We start from the raw sequence: 25,734 nt of genomic DNA, 5'->3' as shown, positions 1-25,734 counted from the left end.
CGGCTGGGCGAGGCGCTCCGCTGTCCCAAGATGGAGACCGTGATCGGAGAGCTATTCGTTCACGGTTGTTGCTTGATGATCGAGTGAACGCTCATCGGCACGTCCGTACGGAACTCGGGCTGGCTCGGCGGGACGCTGCGTAGCGCCCGGCTCGCGGCATGAGCCGCATGTGATCAAGTGGTCCCGAGTGCCATGCCGCGTTCGATCGGCGGCCAGGTCCGGACACCTGCGCGTCATCCGGGTGCTCAAGTAGATAGCGCAGGGATGTCGGGTACTCGTTATGGTGCTCGCGGACGTGGTCGGGGCCAGCAGAGGTGCGGATGACGCTGACTATCAAGGGTTCACGACGCATCACCGTAGACGGCGTCGCCTTCCGCTGGTCGGTTCGGCGTAGACCGACCTACTGTCAAGCCAATGGCTGGTCTCCGCTGACCTTCGTTGTCGAGCAGGCGGAACAGCCAGGCGCCCTGCTGGTCGCGTCGCTGCCCTGTGCCCATCCGGGCAACTGGTTCGGATTGCCGAGCCGGCCGGTGCTACCCGCGACGGTGGCTCTCGGTGTCCGTCAGGCTTTGGCAGCCGGCTGGCGACCCTCGCTACCAGGGCCCGCCTTCAAGATATTCCTGCACGACTCGTCGCCCGCCTGGTGACGGTGCCGCGCAGTCGGAAGCCGCACGGGCTGCGGCATTTCCGGACGTCGACGGTTCAGGGCGTCGTCCTTGCAGGACGATCTGCGGGTTGCCGTCGAGGTGCACGATTGCTTGATCCAGGCGAGACCGCGAGCAGGGCGGCCGTCAGAATCTGGCGACCGAGGCGCTGCAGCTCCGTGCCGCGCTTACCCGCCGCGACCTGGAAACCTCCGTGATGGCGTGACAGCTTCAGGGGCCGCACGACCAGCGCCAGATGTGCGACTGCTTCTGCAACGCGGTCGGTTGCTGCGGGACTGGGTAGGCTCCCGCGATGCTTCTGCGCGACGTGGAGCCAGCCGACCTCGATGCGTATGTCTGCATACGCTGCGATCCGGTCCTGATGTCGGAACTCGGCGGCCCACAGCCGCGCGAGCGCATCGCCGGCCAGCTCACGCGCGACCTTAGGCGGTTCGCGAGGACAGCACCTGGATCAAGATGGTCGTTGCCGGTAACTCCGCGCAGGTGGCGGGGACGGTGACGCTGTACTCCCAGGAGGGCATCTCCGAGATCGGTTGGATGGTCCTGCCAGAATCCCAGGGCAGAACTTGGCGGGCGAAGCCGTCCGCCAAGTTCTCGACCTGGCCCGCGCGGATGCGTTGGGGGCTCATCCCCGCGTTCCCGAGCACGACGAACGCAGCATCGAACGCCATCTGCCGCTCGGCCGGGTTCTTCCCCATCGGTCAAGAGGAGACGACCTTCGCGAGGCGCATCTTCCAGACCAGTCACTGGGTGTTCGATTCATCTGCGCACGCCTGATCACTTGACCCCTCAGCCTCCCGGCCCCTGTCCAGCATCCGCGCATCGGCACGACCGGGCGGAACCCAGGCCAGCTCAGCGGGACGCTGCGTAGCGCGCGCCTCGCGGCAGAAGCGGATGTCGCCGGACGCGTTCAGTCCGGATCCGCCATCTCGCGACGGGGTTACCGTTCAACGTGGGCGGCGAGGTTTGCCAGCGAGGACGCGAGCCCGGCCGCGTGATCCTCTACGGAGATGCCAGAGGGCACGTCGTCGGCTCGGATGTCCACCCGCGTCCCATCGTCGGTTGCTTTGACCTCCCAGGTCATCGTCATGGTGCCCGCATAGTCGGGATCGTCGGCGACGAAGTTGACGGCGTGCACCACCCGGACGCCGGGGACGATGTCAACGAAGCGCACCTCGACGATGTCGGAGTCCGCGGTGGCCTTGCCCGACGCGGTCGAGGCGTCCGCGTAGGTAAGCACCATCCGGTACGACCCACCCGGCCGGGCATCGAACCGTTCGAACCTACCGCTCATCCCCTCGGGCGGAAGCCACGCGACGAGGGCGTCTGGATCGACGAGCGCAGCGTAGACACGATCGGGAGGGGCCGCGATCACCCGCGAGGCTCTGTCCGTGCGTGGCATAGCCCCATCATGGCGCATCGTCCAGGCCCCACCTCGGCAGGACCGCACGCGGGCACCGGCCGCTTCAATGCCGCCCTCGGTGACAAGCCGTTCGCGGCAGATCGGGACACCTGGCCGGCCGCTGGTAGCTGTAGGCGGCAGGGGCCTGTTCAGCGGGACTGGGCGTCGTCTTGCAAGCCTGCCGCTCGGCGCCAGCGGGTGACTTCGGCCTCGTGCGAACCGGTAGCGGTCGCGGCCGTGACTGCCGCCGGATCCGCCCCGCCGGCCAGTAGGGCCAGGGGCCAGGCCGGCACTCCCTGCGCGCCGTCATAAGCGGCCCAGGTCCACGGGTCATCGAAGCGCCATGCACGACCAGCGGCATCGGCAACATCATCGCCGACCTCTAGGAACGCATACGGCCTGAAGACCAGTTCGAGCGTGAACGGAATACCGCCATCGGGCTCGATGCTCGTGCCCTGAAACTCCGCTGCCGCATCCGGAGCCTCACCGGCGCGCAGCACGAGCAGACTCAGGCTCGGGCGGGGCAACCAGCCCGTCTCCTGCGGCGGTTCGTACCTGTGAACCTCGATGACGTGGATGATCCGCGCCGGGATACCGACCCGGCAGGTATCGCCGGGGGCGGGGCGGGGCCGGGTCGGCAATGTACAGCTCGTCCGGATCGGCGCGGCCCAGGGCCACCTCCCCGTTCCAGCGCACGCCGTCCGCGTCCGGGTCAATCTCCCACCACGGCCAGCGGACGCTGACATACGCCTCGTCGAGGCCGGTGACGACCGTCGGCGTAAACGGGCAGGAGATCCGCAGCACATCCCCGACGCGGTGGATCATGCGCGGCAGACTAACGCGCGACGCTCCGGGCAGAACGGGGGATTGTGGAGGGACCAGGTCCAACGGCCCGGACTGCTCGAACCGGTACGCGCGGCCGCACGAACGGTCCCGCCGAGCCGCAGCCGATGCGCGCGTTATTCGCCGCTGAATGAGTGCACCCGATCTCTAGGTAAGGGCAGCGCGCGGCCTGGCCGAGTGCTTTCAGAATCGGTCGCTGGGGCTTGTCGCCTACTGGGTAGGCTCGCCGAGTTGCCGTGCAGCATCGTGGTAGAACGAGACCAACTGAGCCATTGGGATGGCTTTGCGGGAAACGGCGGACAGGTCGCTGCCCTCCTTGGTGAACGGTGGCGGCCACACACTGAAACCCTGGTCGATGCCGAGGGCTCCAACGTCGGTCTGCCAGCCGGGCCACCGCAGGGTCTCGTAGAAACGGTTCAGCGAGCCGCGCAGTATCGCGTTCAGCCACTCCGCGTACCCCTGTTCCAGATCTTGCCAACCCAGATCATCTGGACCGAAGTAGTGCACGGTCGGCTTCGTTCCTGGTTCGACCTGTATCCAGACGAACTGGCCGCCCAGGACGTCAAAGCCGACGGTAAGGACACCGGCCTCGGTATCTGCCTGGGTCACGATGTCCGGCAGGCGGTCGTGTCCGCAGCCAAGTACGCGGACCCATCCGTGATCCACCAGCAGGCCCCCGGTATTGGCTACCACCGCGCCGAGCCACGATCGTGTGCTGATGCCCAGTGCCTCCGAGCAGGTAGTGGCCCGTTCCGTATCAGCCGGCAGGACCTGCACCGGGTACGGCGCGGCGGCGACAGCGGCTAACACCTCCGGCCATGCTGATTGATCCACAGGACCAGGCTGCCACAGCCGGTCCGTGTCCGACAGGCAGCGGAGCACACGGCGGCGCATCGACCGCACCGGCCCCGAAGACGGACTTACACACGTCCCACCCGGCGATCGAGCCATGGGAGTTTGTGTCGGAGGCCCAACACGAACCAAATTCCCATATCCGCCAGTGGCTGATATGGATGTCATGTTGGCATAGCCACACGTGCCGGCCGCCCGAAAACGCAGGCTGTTGCCCTGCCGGGGGCACGCAACTCTTCGAGATCACCTGGCACGCGATCTCGTTCGGGGCCGAACTAGGGTCGATGGTGATGGTTGGTATGCCGTGGCAGTGGATAGCCGCCGCGCGCCTGGCCCACCGCCGATTGGTCGGGCGCTGAATCTCCCTGGGCCAAATGCGAGCGGTGAATGTCCAGTCCGCCGGTTGTCGTGTCATCCGAGCCGCGATCAGGACCGGCTCGGCGGCCACGAGCGAGAAGCCCTGCCGCCGATCACCGATTTGTCCAGCAGCATCTCCATGGGGCGTCCGTCGTCCTCCGCCTCGCCGGCCAGCCACATGAGACGCCGGAGATCTGGGAGGGCCGGGGCGCCGCCCGGCCCTGCCGGCGTGTGCCTGCGTTCAGGACAGCACGCGAGGAGGCTCTATCGCACGGCAGCAGAGACGCGTACGCCGGTCAGCAGATCGCACAGCTGCGGCGGGCAGGCTGGGCCGGACCGGTACCGCAGCAGGACAGTGAGCAGGCCCGGCCCTTTGATGCCGGTGTGGCAGCCGACGTAGTAACCGTCATGGGTGGTCACGGTGCCGGTAAGCCCGTGGCCAACGTCGTCCGATGCTCCCCCACCGGGCCCACCCGGGGAGCCACTCCGTCAGCTCCACCAGCCGCTCGCAGGTGTGCGTCGTCGGGTCCGCGCTCTGCGGGGGAAGGTACAGCGCGGCGAGGCCGCCGGGATCCGTGGACAGGATCTCGGTGTCCTCCAACGTCGGTCCCCGCGCGGTCGAGGGCTGCCCCGGGGGCGCGACGGGGATGGGGAGGTGGTTGGGGGTCAACATCGCCGCCTCGCCGTCGTCGACTCGGGGCGGGGTGTCGCGGTCCGGCTGCTGCCCGAGCTGCAGCATCGGGTAGACCAGCAGCGTCTGCCACGGCGGGTGTACGTCGGCGACGGTCCGCAGGGTCACCGCTGCGGCGAGTGCCGCCTCCGCGCTCGCGCCCTGCCTGGCTCGTCGCCCCCCCGATCCGGGCGCTGGCCGCCGGGGAGCGTCGGCGCGACCGAGGCGACCGCCCAGGCGGGCAGCGTGAGGTCGATGTCGAGGACGCCGTCGTCGCCGACGGTCAGCGTGCTGCGGTGGAGGCCGTCGGCGACGTGGCGCAGCTCGGCGGTCTGTTCCCGCGTGATGTTGAGCGGGGCGCCCATCTGGTACCAGGCCTCGGCGACGTTCCCGTGCTCCCAGTCGAGGATCTCCACGGTGAGCTCGGTACCCGGGCGCAGCCCTTCGACCCGATGCCGGACGCGGCGCTCGGGGCCCATCTCGGCGAGGGCTCGCGTCTCGGCGTAGCCGTTGCGGGACGCGAGCCCCGTCGTGCCCATCTCGGCGGGGTAGTTGTAGAAGATGGCCGACACGTCACCCGTCGCGGACGAGCGGGTGATGGCACCGTCGGGCAGCTCGGCCAGGAGGCGGTCACCGAGGCGGTGGAGCATGGCCATCGCGTGGAACGTCGGCTTGTGCAGGCCGTTCTCGTTGACGAATCCGAAGCCTCCGTGGAAGGGGCCGATGCCGCTGCCGCCCTCCTCGAACACGTCGGTGAAGGTCCAGTAGGAGATCGAGTCGGCCAGCGGCGCGCCCTTGAGGAACGCCCGGACGATGTACGCGGCGGCGAAGAGCGTGTCGTGGATCGCGTCGCGGCTCGACGGCGAGGTCGACCACTCGGTGATGTGCAACTCGGCGTCCGGATACGGACTGTTCTCGATGATCGTGCGCAGGACCTGCAGGTCGACGTACGTGGCGTCCTTCTGGCGCGTGATCGCGCTGACGTTGCCCAGGGAGTCCGCCGCGTAGTCGGTCGGGTACAGGTGGGTGGAGAGGAAGTCGATCGGCAGCCCGCGCTGCGCGCAGTACTCGATCAGTTCGTGGATCCACACCGGCTGCCAGTCGAGCGCGTCGGGGTCGGTGGCCACCGCGGTCTCGACCTCGAGCGACGGGTCGTGGGTCTCTCCGGAGTAGCGGGCGTCGGGGACGAACACGCTCGTTGACGGGCCGCCGACCCGCAGCCGGGGGTCGATGGCTTTGATCGCGCGCGCCGTGGCCTCGTACAGCTCGAAGTACTGGGCGCGCGTCCCGGTCCAGAAGTTCGGCACGAGGTTCGGCTCGTTCCACACCTCGAACGGCCACTGCCGCACCTCGTCGATGCCGTACCGCTCGATCCAGTGCCGTACAGTGGCGTCGACCAGCGCGACCCAGCGGTCCATCTCCTTCGGCGGGCTGCAGTGCGCCTTCCACCAGAACAGCGTCTCGGTCTGGGTGGCGAGCTGGCGCGGCATGAACCCGAGCTCCACGAACGGGCGGGCGCCCGCGTCGAGGATCGCGTCGAACACCTTGTCGACATACGCGAACGTGTAGACCGGCTCGGGCAGCGGCTGGTTCGGGCCGAAGCCGCCGCCGTTGTCCGTCCGGTAGACGAACATGTCGTCATGGAACAGGCCGTGGAAGCGCACATGCCGGGCGCCCAGCACCTGGACGGCCTCGCGGAAGTGCGCCTGCCAGTCCGCCCGCAACGCCTCGTTCGCGCGGCCAGCACCGACGCACTCGTTCCACACGTGATGCAGCGGCACCTCGGCGGGTGCCTGCCCGTCGATCAGCAGGGCTGACGTCGCCTGCTCAGTCATGGAGAGTTCCCTCGCTTCGTCGGTGAGTGGGGTTTGCTAGCCCGGTGGTGTCGCTGACACGGAAGCAGTCCACGTCGACGTATCCCCCGGGCTCGGCAGTGGCGTAGTTGAAGAGGGCGAACCGGTACCCGGTGAAGTGCGCGAGGTCGTACTGCATCTGCACGGTGTCGCCCAGCCAGGTCCAGTTGCTGCCGTCGTACGAGTACGCGAACGACGCCGTATCGACGGCATCCCGGAAGTCGACGTCCGCGCGCAGGTAGACGACGTCCGCCCGCAGCGGCACCGGTGCGCTGGTGAAGGCGATGACGCCGTCGCCGCCTGCCCGGCGCATCACCAGGCTCCTGGTCCCCGCCTCCATCGTCACCGCGATGTATCCGTACTTGCGCTGGTAGGCGGAGATGCCTGCGACGTCCCCGTCCTTCATGTGCGAGACGTCCAGCGAGATGGCGCCGGAGCTCGTGGGTCCGAGCGTGCGTTGGGTGAGCGTGTTGCGCGCATCGAGGATGCCCGAGGCGACGCTGCCCGTGGTCAGCCGCAGGTGTCCGGGCCGCTCGGTGAGCGACCAGAACCGGTTGTCCGGGTTGTGGTTCCACTGCCACTGGAGCCCCAGGTTTGACCCGTTCCATGCGTTCTCGGCGGACTCTGCCAGGAGGTCCGCGTTGGCCGTGTTCCAGTGGCCCGCACGCTCAAGGAGGTTGTCGAAGTCGTCCGAGGCGACGACGGCGGCGCCGTCACCGGCCGTCCGTGCGGCCGCCGCGGGCGCTTCCGGATTGAGAGCGAACACCGGCCACCCGTCGTCATCCCAGGCCACGCCAACGAGCTGAGGCGAACGACCCAGCGGGCCCTCGTCCTGGAACAGCATGGCGTACCACTGCCCGTCGGACGTCTGGACGACTCCACCCTGGGCCACGCCGGTTCCGGGTCGGCCCCCGACCGTCACGCCCTGGCTGAGCACGACCCGGCCCTCCCACACGCCGCCCGCCGACTGCGGCGTTAGTGACGTCGACCGCCACAGCACCTCCTGGCGGATGCCACCCGACGGCCACTGGATCATGAAGACGTAGTAGTAGTCCCCGATCTTGTACGCGTGAGCGCCCTCGGCATTCAGCCCGCTGGTCTGGTCGACGTTGGCGTGCTCGACGAGCCGCGTCGCCGGGCCGTCCCACGCAAGGGTCCCGTCCTCGTGTCGCCGCAGCCTGCGCAGGTCGATCGACCCGCCACCGTAGACAAGCCAGACGTCGTCGCCGTCGAACAGCAGCGACTGATCGTGGGCGTACCCGTCGAGCACCGACCTGGTCCACGGCCCGCGCTCGATGTTGGGAGTCGAGTAGATGTACGTCTGCCGCGTGGTGAGGCTGCCAACCGACACGTAGTAGGTCCCGTCATGGAACCTGATGCTCGCTGCCCAGCTGCCCTGGCCGTACGCGTCCTGGCCGTTGCGCAGCGCCAGCGCGTCCGTGTCGTCGAGGATCGCCGCTGTATACCCGGCGATCCACCAGTGCACCAGGTCGCTCGAGCGCATGATCGGGACGCTCGGCGCGAAGTACATCGTCGTGCTGACCATGTAGTAGTACCGGCCGTCGAAGACGACGTCCGGGTCGGGCACGTCCGCGAAGATGACCGGGTTGGTGAAGTCTGCCCCCGCCCCGCCGTCGCGGATGTTCAGGTTCGGTCGGTCCATCAACGCAGCTCGAGCGCCACGGTGACGTAGGAGTGGGCGGGCAGGTCGACCTCGAGCCCTCGGGGGTGGGGGCGCACACCGGCATGGTCGGTGGGGGCGACGGCGTCGAGCTGCGCGGGGGTGTTGTGCGCGTCGAGCGCCGTGGCGGTCAGCACCCGCGCGGTGTGCCCGACGACGTCGCGGCCGCGCAGGTCCAGGACGAGGATGCGGTCCGTATCGGCGTCGAGGTTGGACAGCGAGACCAGGGCGGTGTCGCCCTTGACCGACGCGGACGCCGAGACCAGCGGCAGCTCGGTCCCGTCGACAGCGCGAGTCTCGACGTCGCGCAGGTGCACCGCGAGGGAGGCGGCGTCGTGGTGGCCGGTGTTCATGGCGAAGACGTGGTACGTCGGGGTGAGCACGAGCGTCCCCGTGTCGGGGTCGGTGAGGATCATGGCCTGTAGCACGTTGACGGTCTGGGCGATGTTCGCCATGACCACGCGCTCGGCGTGCCGGTGGAACGCGTCGAAGTGCACCGAGGCGACCAGGGCGTCGCGCAGCGTGTTCTGCTGGTACAGGAACCCGGGGTTGGTGCCCTTCTCCACGTTCCACCACGTGCCCCACTCGTCCACCACCAAGCCGACCTTGCGGTGCGGGTCGTAGCGGTCCATGACCGTGGAGTGCCGGGTGAGCAGCTCCTCCATGCGCCGGGCGCGGGCCATGGTCACGTACCACTGGTCGGTGCTGAACCCGGTGGCGTCGCCCTTGTCCGACCACGACCCGGCCATCGTGTAGTAGTGCAGCGACACGGCCTGGAACGGGCCCGCCGGCGCGGCCGGGTCCGCCGCCAGGTCGTCGAACGAGCGCAGGAGCGTCTCGGTCCAGTGCAGGTCGGCCTCGTTCGCGCCCGCCGCGATCCGGTACAGCAGGTTGCCGCCGTGGTTGCGGGTGTAGGTCGCGTACTGCCGGGCCAGCGAGGCGAACTGCTCGGCGCGCAGGTTGCCGCCGCAGCCCCACGCCTCGTTGCCCAGGCCCCAGAACGGCACCCGCCACGGCTGCTCCCGCCCGTTCGCCCGCCGCAGCGCCGCCATCGGTGAGTCGTCCGCCCGGGTCAGGTACTCCACCCAGTCCGACATCTCCGCCACCGACCCGGACCCCACGTTCCCCGACACGTACGGGTCCGCGCCGAGCAGCTCGCACAGGTCCATGAACTCGTGCGTGCCGAACGCGTTGTCCTCCACCACGTCGCCCCAGTGCGAGTTGACCATGCGCGGGCGGCTCTCGCGCGGGCCGATGCCGTCACGCCAGTGGTAGTCGTCGGCGAAGCAGCCGCCCGGCCAGCGCAGGTTCGGAATCGAGATCGCCCGCAACGCCTCGACCACGTCCGAGCGGATGCCCCGCACGTTCGCGACCGGCGAGTCCTCACCCACCCAGAACCCGCCGTAGATGCACCGCCCCAGGTGCTCGGCGAAGTGCCCGTACACGTGCCGGCTGATCGTGGCGCCGGGCAGGTCGAGGTCGATCACTGCGGTCGTGGTCGTCGTCATTGTCTCCCCATCAGTTGCGTGTTCCGTCATTGCATGCCTCAGCGAGGAGCTCGCGGAAGCCAGACCCGCATCGGGCCGGGGCGCGGTTGCCCCAGGTCGAGAACGGGATCGCTGTCACCGTGTGCTCGTCGACGAGCTCGGTGGCGGTGTCGGGGTCGTAGATGCCGGTGCCGCGTCCCGGTGATCGGGGATGCGGGGACGGCGCGCAAGGCGGACGTGCGCCCATAGGTGCTCGAACTGGTTTCCTTCGAACGAAACGGGCTAAACGGCGCGGGTGGTTGCACGGCCCTAAGCCCCACCGCGGGTGGAGCCACGTACCACGAGACGGACGGGCGCGACGACGTGCTCGGCCGGGCCGGTCCAGCCCGCCATCTGCCGGTGCAGCAGACCCACCGCGGTCTCAGCGACACCTTCATGGTTCGCGTCGACGGAGGTGAGGCCGGGCGGGACGAAGCTTGACATGTCGAGGTTGTCGAACCCGGCAAGCTGGACGTCGGTGGGCACCCGGAGCCCGCTCTCTGCCAGGGCCGCGACCGCGCCGAGCGCGACGACGTCGGTGACGGCGAAGACGCCGTCGAAGGGCAGACCGGACGCGATCACATCGAGCAGGGCATCACGTCCGGCCGCCGACGTGAACGTGGAGATGGGCACCACATAGCGTGCGTCGACATCGAGGCCGGCATCGCGATGTGCGCGCTCCCAGCCAATGCGGCGGTCCGACGTCATCATGTGCGCGGTGTCGAACGTGCAGCCCAACCCAACGATGCGCCGCGAGCCGTGCTCGATCATGTGCGCCGTCGCGAGACGGGCGCCCTCTTCGTTCGCCAGCCGCACGTGGTTGAACCGGTCGGGCACGTCACGCTCGCCGAGCAGCACGATGGGCTTGGTGGTACGCACGCGGTCCAGCTGGTCGCGGTCGAGTCCGGCGACGGACAGCAGGACGCCGTCGTAGAGCTGGAGTCGCGCGACGCTCAGCGCCGCCATCTCATGCTCGGGGCTGCCGCTCGTTCGCTCAAGGACGAGGTGCCGCCCCTCGGCCTCGATCAGCGGCGCGATCTTGTCGGAGACCTCACCGAAGTAGTCGTGGAAGCTCGGCACGATGAAGGCGACGGTGTCGGTCCGTCCCGCGCGCAGGTGGCGCGCGGTCAGGTTGACCTCGTACCCCAGCGCCTCGACGGCGGCCATGACACGGGCACGCGTCGGCTCGTTGACCGGGAGGCGCTCGTTGACGACGTTCGACACGGTCATGACCGAGACGCCCGCCTCACGGGCGACGTCCGCCATCCTCACCACATATCCTCCTTATCGCGGCATTCTGCCAGCTCAGCAACGTCGTCTGGCGAGAAGCCCGCCACCCATCCACACGCCGGGGCGGGCCTTGACGCAACACGATCGACTCTTTACTTTAACGCTAAAATCCCGCTCTGGATGAGGACGCCAAGCCCCAGCTCGCGTCGATGTGCCCACAAATTCCAGTCAAGGACGACCGGAACTGTTCTCAAGGGAGAGACCTCGGTGCGTACCACAAGAACGAAGTTGTCAATTGTTGTCCTGGCTGCAGCCGTGTTAGTAGGACTTGTCGGATGTACCTCTGCCGACGACCCCGAAGACGACTCGGGAACGCTGACCCCCAGTGACCCCACGACGTTCACGGTCTGGATCACGTCGGCCCAGCAGGCCCCGGCACCCGACAACAAGATCACCAAGCTGCTCAAGGACAAGCTCGGTGTCACCCTCAAGTACGAGATCGTCACGCCGGACAACGAGGACCAGAAGATCGGTGTCATGCTCGCCGGCGGTGAGTTCCCCGACCTCATCGGCACCGGCGACCTGAAGCAGCGTCTCCTGCAGGGCGGCGCTCTGCGGCGCCTGGACGACATGCTGGCCAAGGGGGACTACCCCAACCTCGCCGAGCACGTCAAGGACGACATCAAGAAGATGAGCTACTCGGGCGACGAGGTGGACAAGGGCCTGTACATCCTCCCGAACTACAACCGCTTCTACGGCGACATCACGGGCGGCGTCTACTACGGTCCCGCGTTCTGGATCCAGAAGCGTGTGCTCGCGGACGCCGGCTACCCGGACCTCAGCAACATGACGCTCGACCGCTACTTCCAGCTCATCTCGAACTACAAGGCGAAGCACCCCAAGACCGCCGGCGCCCCGACCGTCGGCTTCGAAATTCTGGCGTCCACGGGCCGTGAGTGGGGCATGACTAACCCGCCGGCGCAGCTGGCAGGCTTCCCGAACAACGGTGGCGTCGTCGTCGACAGCAACAACAACGCGTCGATCTTCGCCGACAAGGACATCGCGAAGAACTTCTACAAGGTCCTCAACCAGCAGTACAACTCGGGTGTCGTCGACCCCGAGTCCTTCACCCTGACGTTCGACCAGTACACCGCGAAGCTGGCCACCGGCACCGTCCTCGGCATGCACGACCAGGGCTGGAACTTCCAGACCGCCACCCAGTCGCTGCAGAGCGCCGGCAAGGACGAGTACACCTACGTGCCCCTCATGCCCGTCTACGACGGGGTGAAGCCCTGGTACGCCGACCGCCCCGTCATGAACACCAACCAGGGGTTCGGCATCTCGGTCTCCAGCAAGCAGCCGAAGAAGGCACTGAAGTTCCTCGACATCATGCTCAGCGATGAGTGGCAGAAGACGCTCTCCTGGGGCATCGCTGGCGAGGACTACCAGGTCGGCGCCGACGGCGTCTTCTCCCGCACGGACGAGCAGCGGAAGAACTACAAGGACCTCACCTGGCGTGCCTCCAACCGTCTCGATGCGCTGCTCGACATGCTGCCCAAGCGCAACGGCAAGTTCTCCGACGGCAACGCCTACAGCCCCGACGACCAGCCCGCCGAGTTCTACGCGACGCTGAGCGACTACGACAAGGACTTCATGGCGAAGTACGGCAAGAAGACCTGGCTTGACTTCGTGAACAAGGCGCCGGACAACCCCAAGTACTACCCGGCGTGGAACCTCACGCTCTCCGACGACGCCAACCAGGTCAACCAGCAGCTGACCGACACCAGCGTGCAGAAGCTGCCGGGGATCATCGCCGGCCCGCCCGCCGACTTCGACAAGAACTGGCAGGCCTACGTCGACTCCATCCGCAAGATCGACGTCAAGGTGTACGAGGACGCAGTCACCGCTGGCATCAAGGACCGTCTGGCCAACTGGTAACAGTCTGCGAGCAGTCGTGGTGGGGGGCGTGCGCCCCCCACCACGACGCGTTCTCGATTACCACCCACTGCTCCTGACGACGAGGTTGGACAGATGACGGACGCCACGGTCAGCACCCCCGTGACCGCCACCGGGCTCGTACCGGCCCCGGAGCCCGCGAGCAGTTCGCGTGCCCAGAACCGCAAGGCCCGAAAGAATGCAGCGAAGGGTCCCAAGCGCAAGATCACCTGGGACCTGGTCTGGGCGCAGCGAGCCCTGCTCGCGATGGCCGTCCCGCTGCTGCTGTACCAGATCCTGTTCAAGTACGTCCCGGTCTACGGCTGGGCGATCGCCTTCCAGAACTTCAAGCCGGCTCGCGGCAGCAGCCCCTGGCCGGGTCCCCGCAGCCTCTGGAACCAGCAGTGGGTGGGCCTCGAGAACTTCTACAACCTGTTCACCGGTGTCATGGGTGAGCGGTTCATCCGGGTCGTGATCAACACGATAGGACAGTCGGTCCTGACCCTGACCGTCGGTACCCTCGGGGCCATCGTCCTAGCGCTGCTGCTGAACGAGGTCAAGAACCTGCCGTTCAAACGAGTCCTTCAGAACATCACCTACATGCCCCACTTCCTCAGCTGGGTGATCGTGGCGAGCATGGCATCGGTGGCGCTCTCGCTGCCCTCCTCCGGCGGGTTCATCAACCAGGGCCTCATGAGCCTGCACATCATCGACCAACCGATCCTGTTCCTGACCGAGCCGAACTACTTCTGGGGGATCGTCGCCGGGACGAACCTGTGGAAGGAGCTGGGCTGGAACACGATCATCTACCTGGCCGCGATCACCGCGATCGACCCGAGCCTGTACGAGTCCGCCGAGGTCGACGGAGCAGGCCGCTTTCGCAAGATGTTCAGCATCACGCTCCCGAGCATCAGGCCCACGATCGTCGTGCTGCTCATCATCAACAGCGGCTGGATCCTGTCCACAAACTTCGAGCTGCCGTACTTCCTCGGCAACGGCCTGGTGTCCGACAGGTCCGAGACCATCGACGTCTTCGTGCTGCGCTATGGCTACGAGCTGGGCAACTACAGCCTCGCCATCGTCGCGGGCATCTTCAAGACCATCGTCGCCGTCATCCTGGTGGGCGCGGCGAACCAAGCGGCCAAGCGCCTCAACCAAGAGACGCTGGTCTAGGAGGACTTCATGTCAAGCACCACTGTCGCGAAGCCTCTGGCGCGGCGCGCAGCACGGGGCGGGTCACGGCGTCGCAAGTGGACGACCGAGCGGATCATCTTCACGACGCTCAACACGACCTTCCTGCTCGCCCTCGCGGCGGTCATGGTCTACCCGCTGCTGAACACGCTCGCCATCTCCCTGAACGACGGCATGGACGCCGTCCGTGGCGGGATCGGCATCTGGCCTCGGGACTTCTCGCTGCAGAACTACAACGTCGTGTTCAACATGCACACGATCTACCAGGCGTTCTTCATAAGCGTCCTGAAGACGGTCGTGGTGGTGGCGACAAACCTGTTCTTCACCTCGATGCTCGCCTACGCGCTCAGCCGCACAGAGTTCATCTTCCGCCGCCCGATCACCGTGATCTTCGTGCTGACGATGTACTTCGACGCCGGGCTGATCCCCAACTACCTGCTCATCAAGGACCTGGGCATGCTGAACACCTTCCAGGCCTACTGGGTGCCGACGATCATCAGCGCGTTCAACCTGATCATCCTGCGCACGTACATCAAGTCGATCCCTGAGGAAATCATCGAGTCGGCACGGATGGACGGTGCGGGCGAGTTCCGCACGTGGTGGCAGATCGTGATGCCGCTGTGCAAGCCCGCGCTGGCCGTGGTGGGTCTGTTCGTGGCGGTGGGCAGCTGGAACGCCTGGCTGGACACCCTGCTCTACGCCTCGGGCAATCCGGCGTTGACCACCTTGCAGTACGAGTTGCAGAAGCTGCTGTCGAGCTCGATGAACGCCGGCGTGAACTCAGTGGCCGCCACGGGCGCCGCGGCCTCTGGCGGGCAGGTCACCACACCGATCGCGCTGCGGTCGGCGATCACCATGGTGGCGGCCGTCCCCATCCTGTTCGTCTACCCGTTCCTGCAGAAGCACTTCGTGTCCGGTCTCATGATCGGCTCCGTGAAGGGCTGATCGCGTCGGCCTCCCGCCCACCGCAGGAGGCCGACCCTGTCCTCCGGACCCGCAACTGCGCACACTGAAAGGGCCCCGACCATTCTCCGTTTCAACCCCGCGTCGCGACTGTGGCGCATCCTGGACTCGCTCGGCTCCATCATCGTGATCAGCCTGTTCTGGCTCCTGAGCCTCGGCCTTGTCGTGACGGCGGGAGCGGGAACTGTGGTCGCCTACGAGGTGTGCCGCCGGTACGTCCTGGGCAAGGACGGTGGCGTCCGGGCCATTGCTTCGAAGGCCTTGCGGCAGAGTTGGAGGCAGGCGACCGTCGTCGGTCTGCTGGCCGTCCCGGTCGCGGCCGTCGGCATCCTCTCGCTCTCCTACCTGCCCACTCGCGGGCTGGCCGAGGTCTGGGTGCCGCTCATTGTCGTCGGACTTTTCCTCCTGCTCCTGGTCTTCTGGTGCCTCCCCCTCGTAGCCCGCTTCACCAACCCCACCTGGCGCCAGGTGTTCAACGGGCTCACGTTGGGGCTGACGACGCCCAGCCTGACGTTCCTGCTCGGGATCGCCGTGGTCCTCGGGGGCGTCACCATCTGGAACTTCATGCCCGCGGTGTTCGTGGCGCCCGGCCTGATCCTCCTGTGGTGGTGCTACCTGCTCGAGCGGTTCTTCGTCGCCCGGGGGTACGTGCAAATGGAGCCGAAGGAGGCAGAGGCCTGACGCTCTCCAGCCGTGGACCTGAGTTGTCTCGTGAAGCGGCTCGCGGCGATCTTGTACACAGAACGGTGGGGGTGGACCAGCTTCGGTGGCCTGGGCACCGACGTATGGGAGGTGCGAGTGGGACGGCAGGTTCGCCGGTTCCGGCACACCCCTGACTGGACGTTTAATCCACGCTCGTGGCGAGAGCGGCGGATTCGTATATCGATTCTGATGACCGGGCGGGTCCTAAGGGACGTCTCGTAACTGGGTAAAGGAGTTGCCCGGCACCGGCCCGGTGGTCAGCCGGCGAGGATGATGTTGTGGAGGTTGGCGGTGCCGGAAGCGGCGTCGGCCAATGTGTGGGCGGCACGGCGGTAGTCGCGCAGGATCGTGAAGCACGTCATCCTGGCCAGGGCGTGTTCGACCCCTGCGCGGACGGTGCGGTGTTCGACGTTGAGTGCTTCTTTCCAGGCGGGCAGGTCGGTGCCGTCGGCAGGCTTGCGGTACGGGATGATCACCTCGGGGTTGCCGCGGTAGCCGCCGTCGGCGTGCAGGCAACGGCCCACTCGGTGGGTGTACTCCTCGACGGGGTCGTACACGACCGCCAGCATGCCATCGTCGTCAGGCAGGTTCGGCTTGCTGATGTGTGCCGTCACCGAGGCGAACTGGTTGCGGGTCTGCTCTCGTCACCACCCCTCACTGTTGAGCTCCAGGCTGTCGGCGGCGCTCGCCGGGTGCGTGTAGCAGCGCCACAGCGCTTCGGACAGCCGTGACAACTCGGCTGCCAGCGCCAGCCGCTGCCTCGACGTCGCGCTCGCCGGCCGCGTCGCGACCCGAGTCGCGACAGATTCGTAGCCGGTTTCCCAGGTCGCCATCAACTCGCTACGGCTCTCGTCGATCGCGTACCGCGTCATCGCCGCCCCCTTCGTGGCGGGGCATGTCCTCTGATGTCCATCCAAGCAGGAGCATCAGGTCACCGGTGTCGCCGCCTGCGCGTTTGCACTCGTGGGCGAAGCTGTGCCGCCACCGGCGCGCGTGCACGTCCGCCACCCCGGCCGCGGCACCCAACCGTTCGAGCAGGATCTTGATGCCGTTCGGACTCAACGCTGCGGTGCCTTGTTCGTCCAGCCACAAGTGCGGCAGGGCGGCGCCCTTGTGCTTGTCCCGAGCTCGCAGATAGCGCGACAGCGCCCGGGCCCTCTTCGGCCCGAACCGCACCCGCCGGTCCTTCGCGCCCTTTCAGCTTTCGGGGTGTCTTCGGCTGCCGCACCCGTTCCATCGGCGTGCGGTCGATGGCCCCCTCAAGGAGTCCAACAGCGGCGTGCTAGACCAGGCATCCATGCCGAGCAATAAAAAGAGGGCTTCCGCAAGTCTCTGACATGCGGAAACCCTCTCGCTGTCGGGGCGGCCGGATTTTAACCGACGACCCCTTGACCCCCAGTAGTCCAGTGGCCCAGCGGCATGCTCACGCACGTTTACCCAGGTCGCTTCGAGAAAAGACCGGCCGGGTAAAGGAGTCTCCTCGCACCGCTGCTTCGACAAGCAGCGCGGCGTCTTCTTTGTCCCACACCTCTACTGGTGCCGTTCGACCAAGGCTGGCCGCAACGGTGGCGCAGCGACGACCCCGATCCGGCACCTGAGCCTCGGCAGCTACAGATGAGGCGGGAACATCGGCGATACCTACGGCCCGCTCCCCGGCAGCGTGGGCTCAGCCACCCGGCTGCCGGCAAGCGCAAGGCCGGTCAGCGCGGCGTTGACGATGCTTCCGGGCAGCAGATCATGTAGTTCGTAGAGGTCGGTGACCGTGCCTGACTCACCGAACCGATCGACGCCCAGCGGCACCGCCGGAACACCGAGCGCCGAGCCGATCCAGGACATCGCATGTGACGCCGCGTCGTGCACGGTGACGACCGGCGCCCGCTCACCGAACGCGCAGTGGAACACCCCGGGCAGGTCGGGCAGTGCGGCGGTACGCACCGAGCGGCGCAATGACCGCTGCCAAGCCTGGTACAACCGGTCCAGGCTCGTCACGTCGACGACGTGCGCGGCGACCCCCTCCTCGGCGAGTTCGGTGGCGGCCGCAAGCACCTCGGGCAGCACCGCCCCGCAGCTGACCAGGTGCACCACGGGCGCTGGCGCCAGTCCGTCACGGCGCAGGTGCGGATACTCGTGATAGGCGTCGAACAGCCGGTACGCGCCATCGAGCACCTGCCGGCGCAGCGCCGCGTCACCGATGCGCCGGCGGGCGGCCTCGTACGGCTGCTGGTCGATCGGGCGGGTGGTGAGCCGAAAGTAGTAGCTTCCCTCCGCCTCGGCCGACGCGTCCGACCCCGACGCGTCCGCCTGGCCGCCACCGGCCGCCGCGCCGATCCGCGTCAACGCGTCGCAGAGCAGCCAGTCGAGCGCACCGGCGTAGGCGGGCTCAAGGAAGGTGACATTCGGTAGCTCCATCCCGACCGAGGCGGTCATCGTGGACTGGTGCGCGCCGCCCTCGGCCGCCAGCGACACCCCGGACGGGGTGCCGGCCACCACGAACCGTGATCCCGAGTAGGCGCCGTAGATGAATGCGTCCAGGCCGCGCAGCACGAACGGGTCGTACACCGTGCCCACCGGGAGCAGCCGCTGTCCGGACAGCGGCTCGGCGAGACCGAGTTGACCCAGCAGGAGGAAGAGGTTCATCTCGGAGATGCCGAGCTCGATGTGCTGGCCAGTGGGTCCCTCGCTCCACCGCAGGATGCCGTCCTCGGTCCAGGTGCGCTGGGGCGTCGGGGCGAACACGCCGCTGCGGTTGATGAATCCGGCGAGGTTGGTGGAGGTCGCCACGTCCGGCGCGGTCGTGACCAGGTACGGGGCGACGGTCTCGACCCGGGCGAGGTTGGTCAGGATGCGACCGAACGCCTCCTGAGTGGAGATCGGCCGGCGGGCGCTGACGCCGGTCTGCGCCGGCACGATGATCGGCGCCGAGGTCTCGGTGGTACGGCGGCGCAACCGCTCGGCCCGGCCGGCGGCGAGCGCGCCCGCGCGGGTCGCGGGGTCGAGGCGGTCCCACTCGGTCTGCGCGGTGAGGCCGACCTGCTCGCGTTGCGTGTCGATCTGCTCCCCGCTGAGCAGGGCTGAGTGGTTGCGGGGATCGCCAGCGGTGGGCAGTCCCCACCCCTTGACCGTGTACGCGAACACCACGCTGGGCCGGTCGGTGACCGCGTCGCACTGCCGGTACGCCGACAGCAGCGAATCGAGATCGTGACCGCCGAGATCGGTCACCAGCGGGCCGAGGTCGTCATCGGACACCTCGGCGAGATGGTCACCAAGCTCGGCCGGGGCGCCGTCGAGCAGCCGTTCGCGCAGCGGCTGGCGGGAGAGGCCGAACAACGACTGGTACTGCTCGTTGGGCATCCGGTCCAGCCAGGCACGCAGGTGATGGCCGCCGGGTCGGGCGAACGCCTGCTGCAGCCGGCGGCCGTACTTGACCTCCAGCACATGCCAGCCCGCCGCTTCGAACTGGCCCCGCCACTGGTCGATGCGCACGCCGGGCACCACCCGGTCCAGCGACTGCCGGTTGAAGTCGACCAGCCACATCACCTCGCCGAGGCCCCGGGTCGCCGGGTCCGCGACGGCCTCCCAGATGTTGCCCTCGTCGAGTTCGGCGTCGCCGAGGATGGCGACGAAGCGGGACCGGGGCCGGGCACCGAAGTGGGCATCGACGTAACGGCGTGTGGCGGCGGCGAACAGCGGGGCGGCGGCACCGAGGCCGACCGAGCCGGTGGAGAAATCGACCTGGTCGGGGTCCTTGGTCCGGGACGGATACGCCTGCAGTCCACCGCGGGCGCGCAGGCGGGTCAGGTACGACCGGTCCAGGTTGCCGAGCAGGTACTGGATCGCGTGGTAGACCGGGGCGGCGTGCGGTTTGACCGAGACCCGGTCCTCCGGGCCGAGATGGGCGAACCACAGCGCGGTCATCGCCGAGACCAGCGATGCGCTGGACGCCTGGTGGCCGCCGACCTTCACGCCGTCGTGGTTGGGCCGTTCCCGGTTCGCGGCGTCGACCATCCGTACGGCCAGCCACAGCACCCGGCGCTGGATCTCGTCGAGTTCCTCGTACCCGGCGGCCTGACCGGCCGTTGGGTGGGGCGGGGCGGGGATGGTCCTCGGCATCGGGGCTCCCAGGGTGTGGTCGGTGGTGGACGATCAGGCGGCGTCGGTGGGGGGGTGCCGCGCCGGTGATCAGCGGATCAGGGGCCAGTGGGCGTAGCGGTCCGGACCGATGGCGCCTTCGTGCCGGCGTGCCTGCTCGGCGACGGCGGCGCGGATCTCGTCCGCGTCGAACCGGGTGAACCGCCCGCGGTCGTAGAGGATCTCGCCGTCGACGACAACGGTGTCGACCGTGCGGGCGCCCGCGTAGAAGATCAACCAGTCGACCGGATCGTCGAAGGCCGGTAGGGACTGTGGTTGGTGGGTGGAGTGGATCACCAGGTCGGCGCGCTTGCCCACCTCGATCGAACCGACCTCGTCGGACATGCCGAGCGCACGGGCGCCGTGCAGGGTGGACATCTCCAGCACCTGTTCGGCGGTGAGGGTGGGCAGTTCGTCGCGCAGTTCACGGAAGACCATCGCCGCCAGGTACGCCTGACGGGGCAGGTCCCGTGGGCCGGACAGGCCGTCGGAGCCGAGTGCGACGGTGACACCGGCGGCGACCATCTCTGGGAACTGCCCCTCACGCAGTGCGCCCTTGGCCCGCCGCAGCGACGCCGACGGGCAGTGCACCAGGTTGGTGCCGCTGTGGCGGACCAGCTCACGTTCGGAGTCGTCGGTCTGAATCATGTGGACGAGCGTGGTACGCGGACCGAGCAGACCGAGGTCGTGCAGGTGGGCGACCGGCCGCACGCCGTGGGCGGCGAGGCTGGCGTCGACCTCGGCCCGGCTCCACGACTGGTGCATGATCAGCGGTACGCCCCGGTCCTCGGCGAGCTGCCCGGCGGCGCGAAGCAGGGCATCGCTGTTGAGGCCCATGCCGACCAGGGTCACCGCGGCGCGTATCCGCGCCGCCGGCTGCCAGGGGTAGCGGTCCAGTTGGTCACGCAGCCGGGCCAGGCAGGTCTCGGTGTCGGCGGTCACCTCCGCCAACGCCCCGTCCTGCGGCACGTCCACGATGAAGTGACCGGGGATGCCACGCATCCCGACCCTCGCGATTCCTCGGGCGGTGGCCGCCAGGTGCACCGAGCCGCCGGTGTCGGCGAAGAGGGTGGTGCCGCTGGAGACCATGTCCATCGCGCTCAGCGTCGCGGCCAACTCCTCGTCCAGTGGTGTCTTGCCGCGGAACGCGACCTCCTCGACGGTGTCCCAGTCGCCGGCGCCCTTGGGCGACAGACCACGGACGGTCTCGGTGCCGGTGTGCACGTGCGCGTCGATCAGACCCGGGTGGACCACCGCGCCGCGCAGGTCCCGCTCGGGGACGTCGGTCGGCGGCCGGAGCCGGTCCGGGCCGACCCAGCTGATCCGGCCGCCGTGCACGACGACCGTGCCGTCGGTGAGGATGCGCCGCTGCGGGTCCATGGTGATGACGCGACCGTGGCGCAGCACCAGATCCGCGGGCAGCGGCCGGGCGGTGCCGGACGGCTGCGGCCCGCCCTCCCCCGGTTCAACCACGGCCGGTCCCGCCCAGATGCAGGATCGTGCTGCGGATGGTGGACAGCTCCTGCAGCGCGTACGGGATGCCGACCCGCCCGACGCCGCTGCTGGAGCCGGGGTGCCCGCCGGCCGGCAGGTGGGTCTCCCAGACGTTGGAGTGGTCGTTGATGATGACGCTGCCGCAGGGCAGTGACTGGGCCACCCGGAACGCCCGATCCAGGTCTGCGGTGAAGACTGCCCCGCTGAGGCCGTACTCGCTGGCGGCGACCAGGTCGGCGAGCTCGGCCTCGTCGCGGAACGTGGTCAGCGGGATGACCGGGCCGAACGTCTCCTCGGTGAACACCATCGATGCCGGGTCCACGCCGTCCAGGACGGTCAACGGCCAGTACCGGTCGGTCGGCGCGTCGGCCAGGGGGGCGCCACCGGCCACCAGGCGGGCTCCCCGAGCGGTGGCGTCGGCGAGGTGATCCCGCATGACGACGCCGGTCTGCGCCAGGTGCAGCGGGCCGAAATCGGCGTCGGGGTCCTGCGGCGCGCCGACCCGGCGGTCGGCCGCCACCGCCGCGATCGCCTCGAGAACCTGCCGGTGGTGGCGCTCCTGCACCAGGACCCGCTCGGTGGCGGCGCAGCTCTGCCCGGAGCAGAAGGTGGCGGCGGTGACGACGGCCTCGGCGACCTGCTGCGGGTCGGCGTCGTCGAAGACCACGGTGGGCCCGTTGCCGCCGAGTTCCAGCAGCAGCTTGCGCATTCCGCCGACGGCGGCGATCTGGTGCCCCACCGGGCTGCTGCCGGTGAATCCGACGGCGGCGAGCCCCCGGTGGGCGGCAAGCGCCGCGCCGGTCGCCGGGCCGCCTTCGACGAGGGTGACGGCACCGTCGGGCCAGCCGGCCTCGGCGATCGCGGCGGCGACGTGGGCGCTGCTGCCCGGGGTGCTCTCGGCGCCCTTCCACACCACCGTGTTGCCCATCGCCAGGGCCGGGGCGAGGTACTCCAGCGGGATGTTGACCGGGAAGTTCCACGGGGTGATCACACCGATGACGCCCAGCGGGATCCGGTCGACGAAGACTCGTTTGGCCGGGTCGGAGATGGCGGGCATGCTGCCGTCGAGGCGGCGCGCGTACTCGGCGGTCATCCGCAGCGCGTGTATCGCGGTCTCCACCTCGGCCTCGGCCTCCCGGCGGACCTTGCCGTGCTCCACCAGCAGGCTGTCGACGACCTGCTCTCGCCGGACGGCCAGCGCTGCGGCGGTGGCCTGCAGCAGGTCGCACCGCTGCCACCGGGACAACGCGGCCAGTCGGGGCAGAGCGGCCGTGGCGGCGCGCACCGCGTCGTCCACGCCGGCGGCGCCGGCGTCCGACCAGGCGCCGATGCGCTCCCCGGTGGCCGGGCTGTGCAGTGGGGTGATGGTCATGTTGGCCTCCTACGGTCAGCATCCCGGCGCAGTACACGCCCGGCCGGTGGTGATGCGCTGGCGAGCAGTTGCCCGTGGCTGGCGACCCCGTTGACGAAGACCTGGCAGACCCCGGCGGGGGCGACGGTGGCGTCGTCACCGCCGTCGTGCAGCGCGGCGAGGTCGACGACGGCCAGGTCGGCCCAGTGCCCGGGGGCGATGCGGCCCCGCCCGGTCAGCCGGAACCGGTCGGCGACGGCGGCGCTCTGCCGGCGTACCGCGTCGGCGAGGTGCTCCGGCTGGTCCCCGGCGGCGCGCAGGGTCCGCACGAAGGTGGCGAAGTTGCGCGGGTGGGCGCCGGGAACGGGGTCGATGACCCAACCGTCGGAGCCGATCATCGCCGCGGGGTGGGCGAGGACCCGCTCGACATCGGCGGCGCTCATCGCGTCGACGAGCATGGTGGCCTCGGCGGCGTCGTCGGCGAGGATGTCGAGCAGCAGCGCCGCCGGAGTGGTGGCGAGGTCGGCGGCGGCCAGCGGCAGGGGCCGGCCGATCACCGGCTGCCAGCGGGGCGAGGCGTGGGAGACCACGACCTCGTCGAGTCCGACGTAGCCGGCGCCGGCGGCGAGTTCGGTCAGCAACCGGGACCGGCCGGCCGGGTCGGTGACCAGTCGGCGGATCGCCTCGGCCCCGCCGGTGTCGGCCCAGCCGGGCAGCGCGGCGGTCAACGTGGTCGCGCCCATCGTGTACGGGTACATGTCGACGGTGACGTCGAGCCCGGCGGTGCGGGCCTGGTCGATGCGGGCCAGGGTCGCGCGGGTGGAGCCCCAGTTCGCCCGCCCCATCGCCTTGAGGTGGGAGATCTGGGTGGCGACGCCGGTGCGTGCGGCCAGGTCGAGGATCTCCTCGACCGCGGCGACGCAGCCGGCGCGTTCGTCGCGCAGGTGCACGGCGAGGACGGCGCCGGCCGCGGCGGTCAGGGTCGCCACGTCGACCAGTTCGTTCCGGTCGGCATCGCGGCCGTCCGGGTAGGCGAGGCCGAGGCTGACCCCGGCGGCGCCCTGGGCCAGGGCGTGGGCGATGGCCCGCCGGATCCGGTCGCCGTGTGCCGGGGCGTCGCCGTCGGGACGTGCCGTGGCCGCCCTGACCGAACTGTGCCCGACCATCGGCGCGACGTTGACCCGGACCCCGGCGGCGGTGAGGGCAGCGCGGTAGTCGGCGAGGTCGGACCAGCCACGGCGCAGGCGCGGGTTGAGGAAACCACCGCTGGCGGGTGGCCCGCCCGGACGGCGCATCGGAAACGGCGAGAACCCGCAGTTGCCGGTGACCACGGTCGTGACCGCCTGCCGCAGCAGCCCGGTGGCGTGCGGCGCGGTGGGCAGGGTGAAGTCGGCGTGCGAGTGCGCGTCGATCGCGCCGGGCAGCACGTGCAGGCCACGGCAGTCGACCTCCACCGCGTCCCGGACCCGGCCGACCGTCCCCACCGCGCTGATGCGGCCGGCGGTGACCTGCACGTCGGCGACGACCGGCCGGCGGCCGGTGCCGTCGACGACGGTACCGCCGCGCAGCAGCACGGCCCGTCCGGTGCTCGACTGGCGGCTGGTCAACGGCCACCCCCGGCAGCGGCGACAGCGACGGTGTCCAGCACGGCGTCGCCGTCGACGAAGTACAGCTGGCGGGTGAGGTTGGCGGCGACGCAGGCGTGGTTGGGCACGAAGCGCAGGCGGTCGCCGGGGGCGAAGCGCCCGGCCGGGTCGCTGACCACACCGTGTTCCTCGGAGAGCCAGGACAGTGTCGCGCCCCGCTCCGGGTCCTCGCCGTAGCCGTCGATGAGGCTGACGCCGTGCCCGCCGCGGTCGAGGCCGAAGACCTTGGAGCCGGCGTCGACCACGGCACGGCCCGGGCCGGTGCTGACCACGGTGCAGAGCACGGAGAGCGCGCACTGGTCGAGGGTGGCCACGCCCAGGGCGACCTGGGTGCGGTCGAGGAGGGCATAGTTGCCGGGTCGGGTCTCGGTGACCCCGCGACGGTCGGCGCGGGTCAGGAACGTCGGGGTCGAGCCGACGCTGACCACCTCGCAGGCGATGCCGGCGGCGCGGATGTCCCGGGCGGCATGTCGTACCGCGTCGACCTCCTGCTGGGCGGCGCGGGCCAGCTCGGTGGTGTCGCGGGCGCTGTAGGCGTGGCCGGCGTGGGTGAAGACCCCGGCGATTCGCAGACCGGGTCGGCTGGCGGCCATCTGCGCCAGGTCGGCGGCGACGTTCGGAGCGACGCCGCAGCGGCCGAGCCCGCTGTCGATTTCGATGAGCACCTCAAGGGTGATGCCGGCGCGGGTGGCGGCCGCGCTGAGGGCGTCAGCTCCGGCCGGGCCGTCCAGCGCGGCGAGGATCCGCGCCGGCGTGCCCGCCACCAGCTCCACCAGGCGCGCGGTTTTCACGGCGCTGACCAGCGGGTACGCCAGCAGGTAGCTGGTGGCGCCGGCGGGGCGCAGCGCGTCGAGTTCGTCGAGTTTGGACACGGTCAGCCCGGCGGCGCCGGTGGCGAGCTGGCGGCGGGCGATCTCCACGGTCTTGTGGGTCTTGGCGTGGGGGCGCAGCGCCAGCCCGTCCCGGTCGGCGACGTCGACACCCCGGCGGAGGTTGGCAGCGAGCCGGGGCACCTCCACCAGCGTCGCCGGGGTGTCGAGGTCGGCCAGGCGGCGTGGGACACGGGTAGGGGTGTGGGACGCGGCGCTCACGCTGATCGGCTTCCCCTCGTCGGCCCGGCTCTTGTCCGATGGTCGTCCAGGCCCTACTGTGACGGCAGATACTGTGACTACGAATGCACAGTAGGGATGAGGCGGGAGGCTGTCAACGGATGGACGCCGGGAGTCCGATCGCGCACTGGATCAC

At 69.2% G+C, this 25,734-nt stretch carries 22 protein-coding genes and 1 pseudogene; 5 read left to right on the top strand and 18 right to left on the bottom strand.

The features are described from left to right. The first annotated feature begins 320 nt into the window (after positions 1-320). Positions 321-647, top strand: coding sequence for a hypothetical protein (locus Vlu01_RS22705; RefSeq protein WP_204002948.1), 327 nt, complete (start codon positions 321-323; stop codon positions 645-647). 440 nt (positions 648-1,087) lie between these two features. On the opposite strand, the gene Vlu01_RS22700 is transcribed toward Vlu01_RS22705, so the two are convergent. The 10 genes from Vlu01_RS22700 to Vlu01_RS22655 form a co-directional block, all read right to left on the bottom strand. Next, positions 1,088-1,363 (bottom strand): hypothetical protein, encoded by a 276-nt coding sequence (locus Vlu01_RS22700; protein ID WP_204002946.1) that lies wholly within the window; start codon positions 1,361-1,363, stop codon positions 1,088-1,090. Positions 1,364-1,605: 242 nt separating this feature from the next. After that, positions 1,606-2,067, bottom strand: coding sequence for an SRPBCC family protein (locus Vlu01_RS22695; RefSeq protein WP_204002944.1), 462 nt, complete (start codon positions 2,065-2,067; stop codon positions 1,606-1,608). A 149-nt stretch (positions 2,068-2,216) separates the two neighbouring features. Further along, a complete protein-coding gene (locus Vlu01_RS22690) occupies positions 2,217-2,708 on the bottom strand; it encodes a hypothetical protein (protein WP_204002942.1) in 492 nt (163 codons plus the stop codon). A 412-nt stretch (positions 2,709-3,120) separates the two neighbouring features. Beyond that, complete coding sequence (locus Vlu01_RS22685; RefSeq protein ID WP_275409446.1) at positions 3,121-3,744, bottom strand: DUF2625 family protein; 624 nt, start codon at positions 3,742-3,744, stop codon at positions 3,121-3,123. Between the two features lie 639 nt (positions 3,745-4,383). Beyond that, positions 4,384-4,539, bottom strand: a complete 156-nt coding sequence (locus Vlu01_RS22680) for a hypothetical protein (protein ID WP_204002940.1) — start codon at positions 4,537-4,539, stop codon at positions 4,384-4,386. Beyond that, on the bottom strand, positions 4,526-4,918 hold the full coding sequence (locus tag Vlu01_RS22675) for a hypothetical protein (RefSeq protein ID WP_204002939.1): 393 nt from the start codon (positions 4,916-4,918) through the stop codon (positions 4,526-4,528). The genes Vlu01_RS22680 and Vlu01_RS22675 overlap by 14 nt, the downstream gene beginning before the upstream one ends. Further along, the gene (locus tag Vlu01_RS22670; protein ID WP_204002938.1) at positions 4,915-6,624 is read right to left on the bottom strand and encodes a GH39 family glycosyl hydrolase; all 1,710 of its coding nucleotides are present in this window, start codon (positions 6,622-6,624) and stop codon (positions 4,915-4,917) included. Before Vlu01_RS22670 ends, Vlu01_RS22675 begins: the two co-directional genes overlap by 4 nt. Further along, positions 6,617-8,305: a glycoside hydrolase family 43 protein gene (locus Vlu01_RS22665; RefSeq protein WP_204002936.1), complete on the bottom strand. Its 1,689-nt coding sequence runs from the start codon at positions 8,303-8,305 to the stop codon at positions 6,617-6,619. The genes Vlu01_RS22670 and Vlu01_RS22665 overlap by 8 nt, the downstream gene beginning before the upstream one ends. After that, positions 8,305-9,831, bottom strand: coding sequence for an alpha-N-arabinofuranosidase (locus Vlu01_RS22660; RefSeq protein WP_204002935.1), 1,527 nt, complete (start codon positions 9,829-9,831; stop codon positions 8,305-8,307). Before Vlu01_RS22660 ends, Vlu01_RS22665 begins: the two co-directional genes overlap by 1 nt. 288 nt (positions 9,832-10,119) lie before the next feature. Then, positions 10,120-11,115 carry a LacI family DNA-binding transcriptional regulator gene (locus Vlu01_RS22655; protein WP_204002934.1) on the bottom strand — a complete coding sequence of 332 codons (996 nt, stop codon included), beginning with the start codon at positions 11,113-11,115 and terminating at the stop codon, positions 10,120-10,122. 231 nt (positions 11,116-11,346) lie between these two features. Between Vlu01_RS22655 and Vlu01_RS22650 the strand changes: the two genes are divergently transcribed. The 4 genes from Vlu01_RS22650 to Vlu01_RS22635 all read left to right on the top strand — a co-directional run bounded on the left by Vlu01_RS22650 (position 11,347) and on the right by Vlu01_RS22635 (position 15,849). Further along, a complete protein-coding gene (locus Vlu01_RS22650) occupies positions 11,347-13,017 on the top strand; it encodes an extracellular solute-binding protein (protein WP_239096059.1) in 1,671 nt (556 codons plus the stop codon). A 93-nt stretch (positions 13,018-13,110) separates the two neighbouring features. Beyond that, positions 13,111-14,187, top strand: a complete 1,077-nt coding sequence (locus Vlu01_RS22645) for an ABC transporter permease (protein ID WP_204002932.1) — start codon at positions 13,111-13,113, stop codon at positions 14,185-14,187. A gap of 9 nt (positions 14,188-14,196) precedes the next feature. Further along, positions 14,197-15,150: a carbohydrate ABC transporter permease gene (locus Vlu01_RS22640; RefSeq protein WP_204002931.1), complete on the top strand. Its 954-nt coding sequence runs from the start codon at positions 14,197-14,199 to the stop codon at positions 15,148-15,150. A 144-nt stretch (positions 15,151-15,294) separates the two neighbouring features. Beyond that, on the top strand, positions 15,295-15,849 hold the full coding sequence (locus Vlu01_RS22635) for a YesL family protein (RefSeq protein ID WP_204002930.1): 555 nt from the start codon (positions 15,295-15,297) through the stop codon (positions 15,847-15,849). Positions 15,850-16,127: 278 nt separating this feature from the next. Here Vlu01_RS22635 and Vlu01_RS22630 read toward each other — a convergent pair whose 3' ends face one another. The 8 genes and pseudogenes from Vlu01_RS22630 to Vlu01_RS22595 all read right to left on the bottom strand — a co-directional run bounded on the left by Vlu01_RS22630 (position 16,128) and on the right by Vlu01_RS22595 (position 25,580). After that, a complete protein-coding gene (locus Vlu01_RS22630) occupies positions 16,128-16,484 on the bottom strand; it encodes a transposase family protein (RefSeq protein WP_373307497.1) in 357 nt (118 codons plus the stop codon). Positions 16,485-16,514: 30 nt separating this feature from the next. Then, positions 16,515-16,742 carry a hypothetical protein gene (locus Vlu01_RS22625; RefSeq protein ID WP_204002929.1) on the bottom strand — a complete coding sequence of 76 codons (228 nt, stop codon included), beginning with the start codon at positions 16,740-16,742 and terminating at the stop codon, positions 16,515-16,517. After that, a pseudogene (locus Vlu01_RS22620) lies at positions 16,711-17,055 on the bottom strand (integrase); the annotation flags it as partial. The pseudogene Vlu01_RS22620 and the gene Vlu01_RS22625, both read right to left, overlap by 32 nt. A 453-nt stretch (positions 17,056-17,508) precedes the next feature. After that, a complete protein-coding gene (locus tag Vlu01_RS22615; RefSeq protein ID WP_239096065.1) occupies positions 17,509-19,875 on the bottom strand; it encodes a thiamine pyrophosphate-binding protein in 2,367 nt (788 codons plus the stop codon). A 174-nt stretch (positions 19,876-20,049) separates the two neighbouring features. Then, positions 20,050-21,471, bottom strand: a complete 1,422-nt coding sequence (locus tag Vlu01_RS22610) for an amidohydrolase family protein (RefSeq protein WP_204002925.1) — start codon at positions 21,469-21,471, stop codon at positions 20,050-20,052. Beyond that, positions 21,464-22,864 carry an aldehyde dehydrogenase family protein gene (locus tag Vlu01_RS22605; RefSeq protein WP_204002917.1) on the bottom strand — a complete coding sequence of 467 codons (1,401 nt, stop codon included), beginning with the start codon at positions 22,862-22,864 and terminating at the stop codon, positions 21,464-21,466. Before Vlu01_RS22605 ends, Vlu01_RS22610 begins: the two co-directional genes overlap by 8 nt. Further along, complete coding sequence (locus tag Vlu01_RS22600) at positions 22,861-24,450, bottom strand: N-acyl-D-amino-acid deacylase family protein (protein ID WP_204002914.1); 1,590 nt, start codon at positions 24,448-24,450, stop codon at positions 22,861-22,863. The genes Vlu01_RS22605 and Vlu01_RS22600 overlap by 4 nt, the downstream gene beginning before the upstream one ends. Continuing rightward, entirely contained in the window at positions 24,447-25,580 is a 1,134-nt protein-coding gene (locus tag Vlu01_RS22595; RefSeq protein WP_204002911.1) for an alanine racemase, read from the bottom strand. The genes Vlu01_RS22600 and Vlu01_RS22595 overlap by 4 nt, the downstream gene beginning before the upstream one ends. Positions 25,581-25,734 lie beyond the last annotated feature (154 nt).

This window comes from Micromonospora lutea (assembly GCF_016863535.1).
Lineage (GTDB): Bacteria > Actinomycetota > Actinomycetes > Mycobacteriales > Micromonosporaceae > Micromonospora > Micromonospora lutea.
The sequence above is the reverse complement of the archived record's forward strand: the minus strand, read 5'-3'. Positions and strand labels throughout refer to the sequence as shown.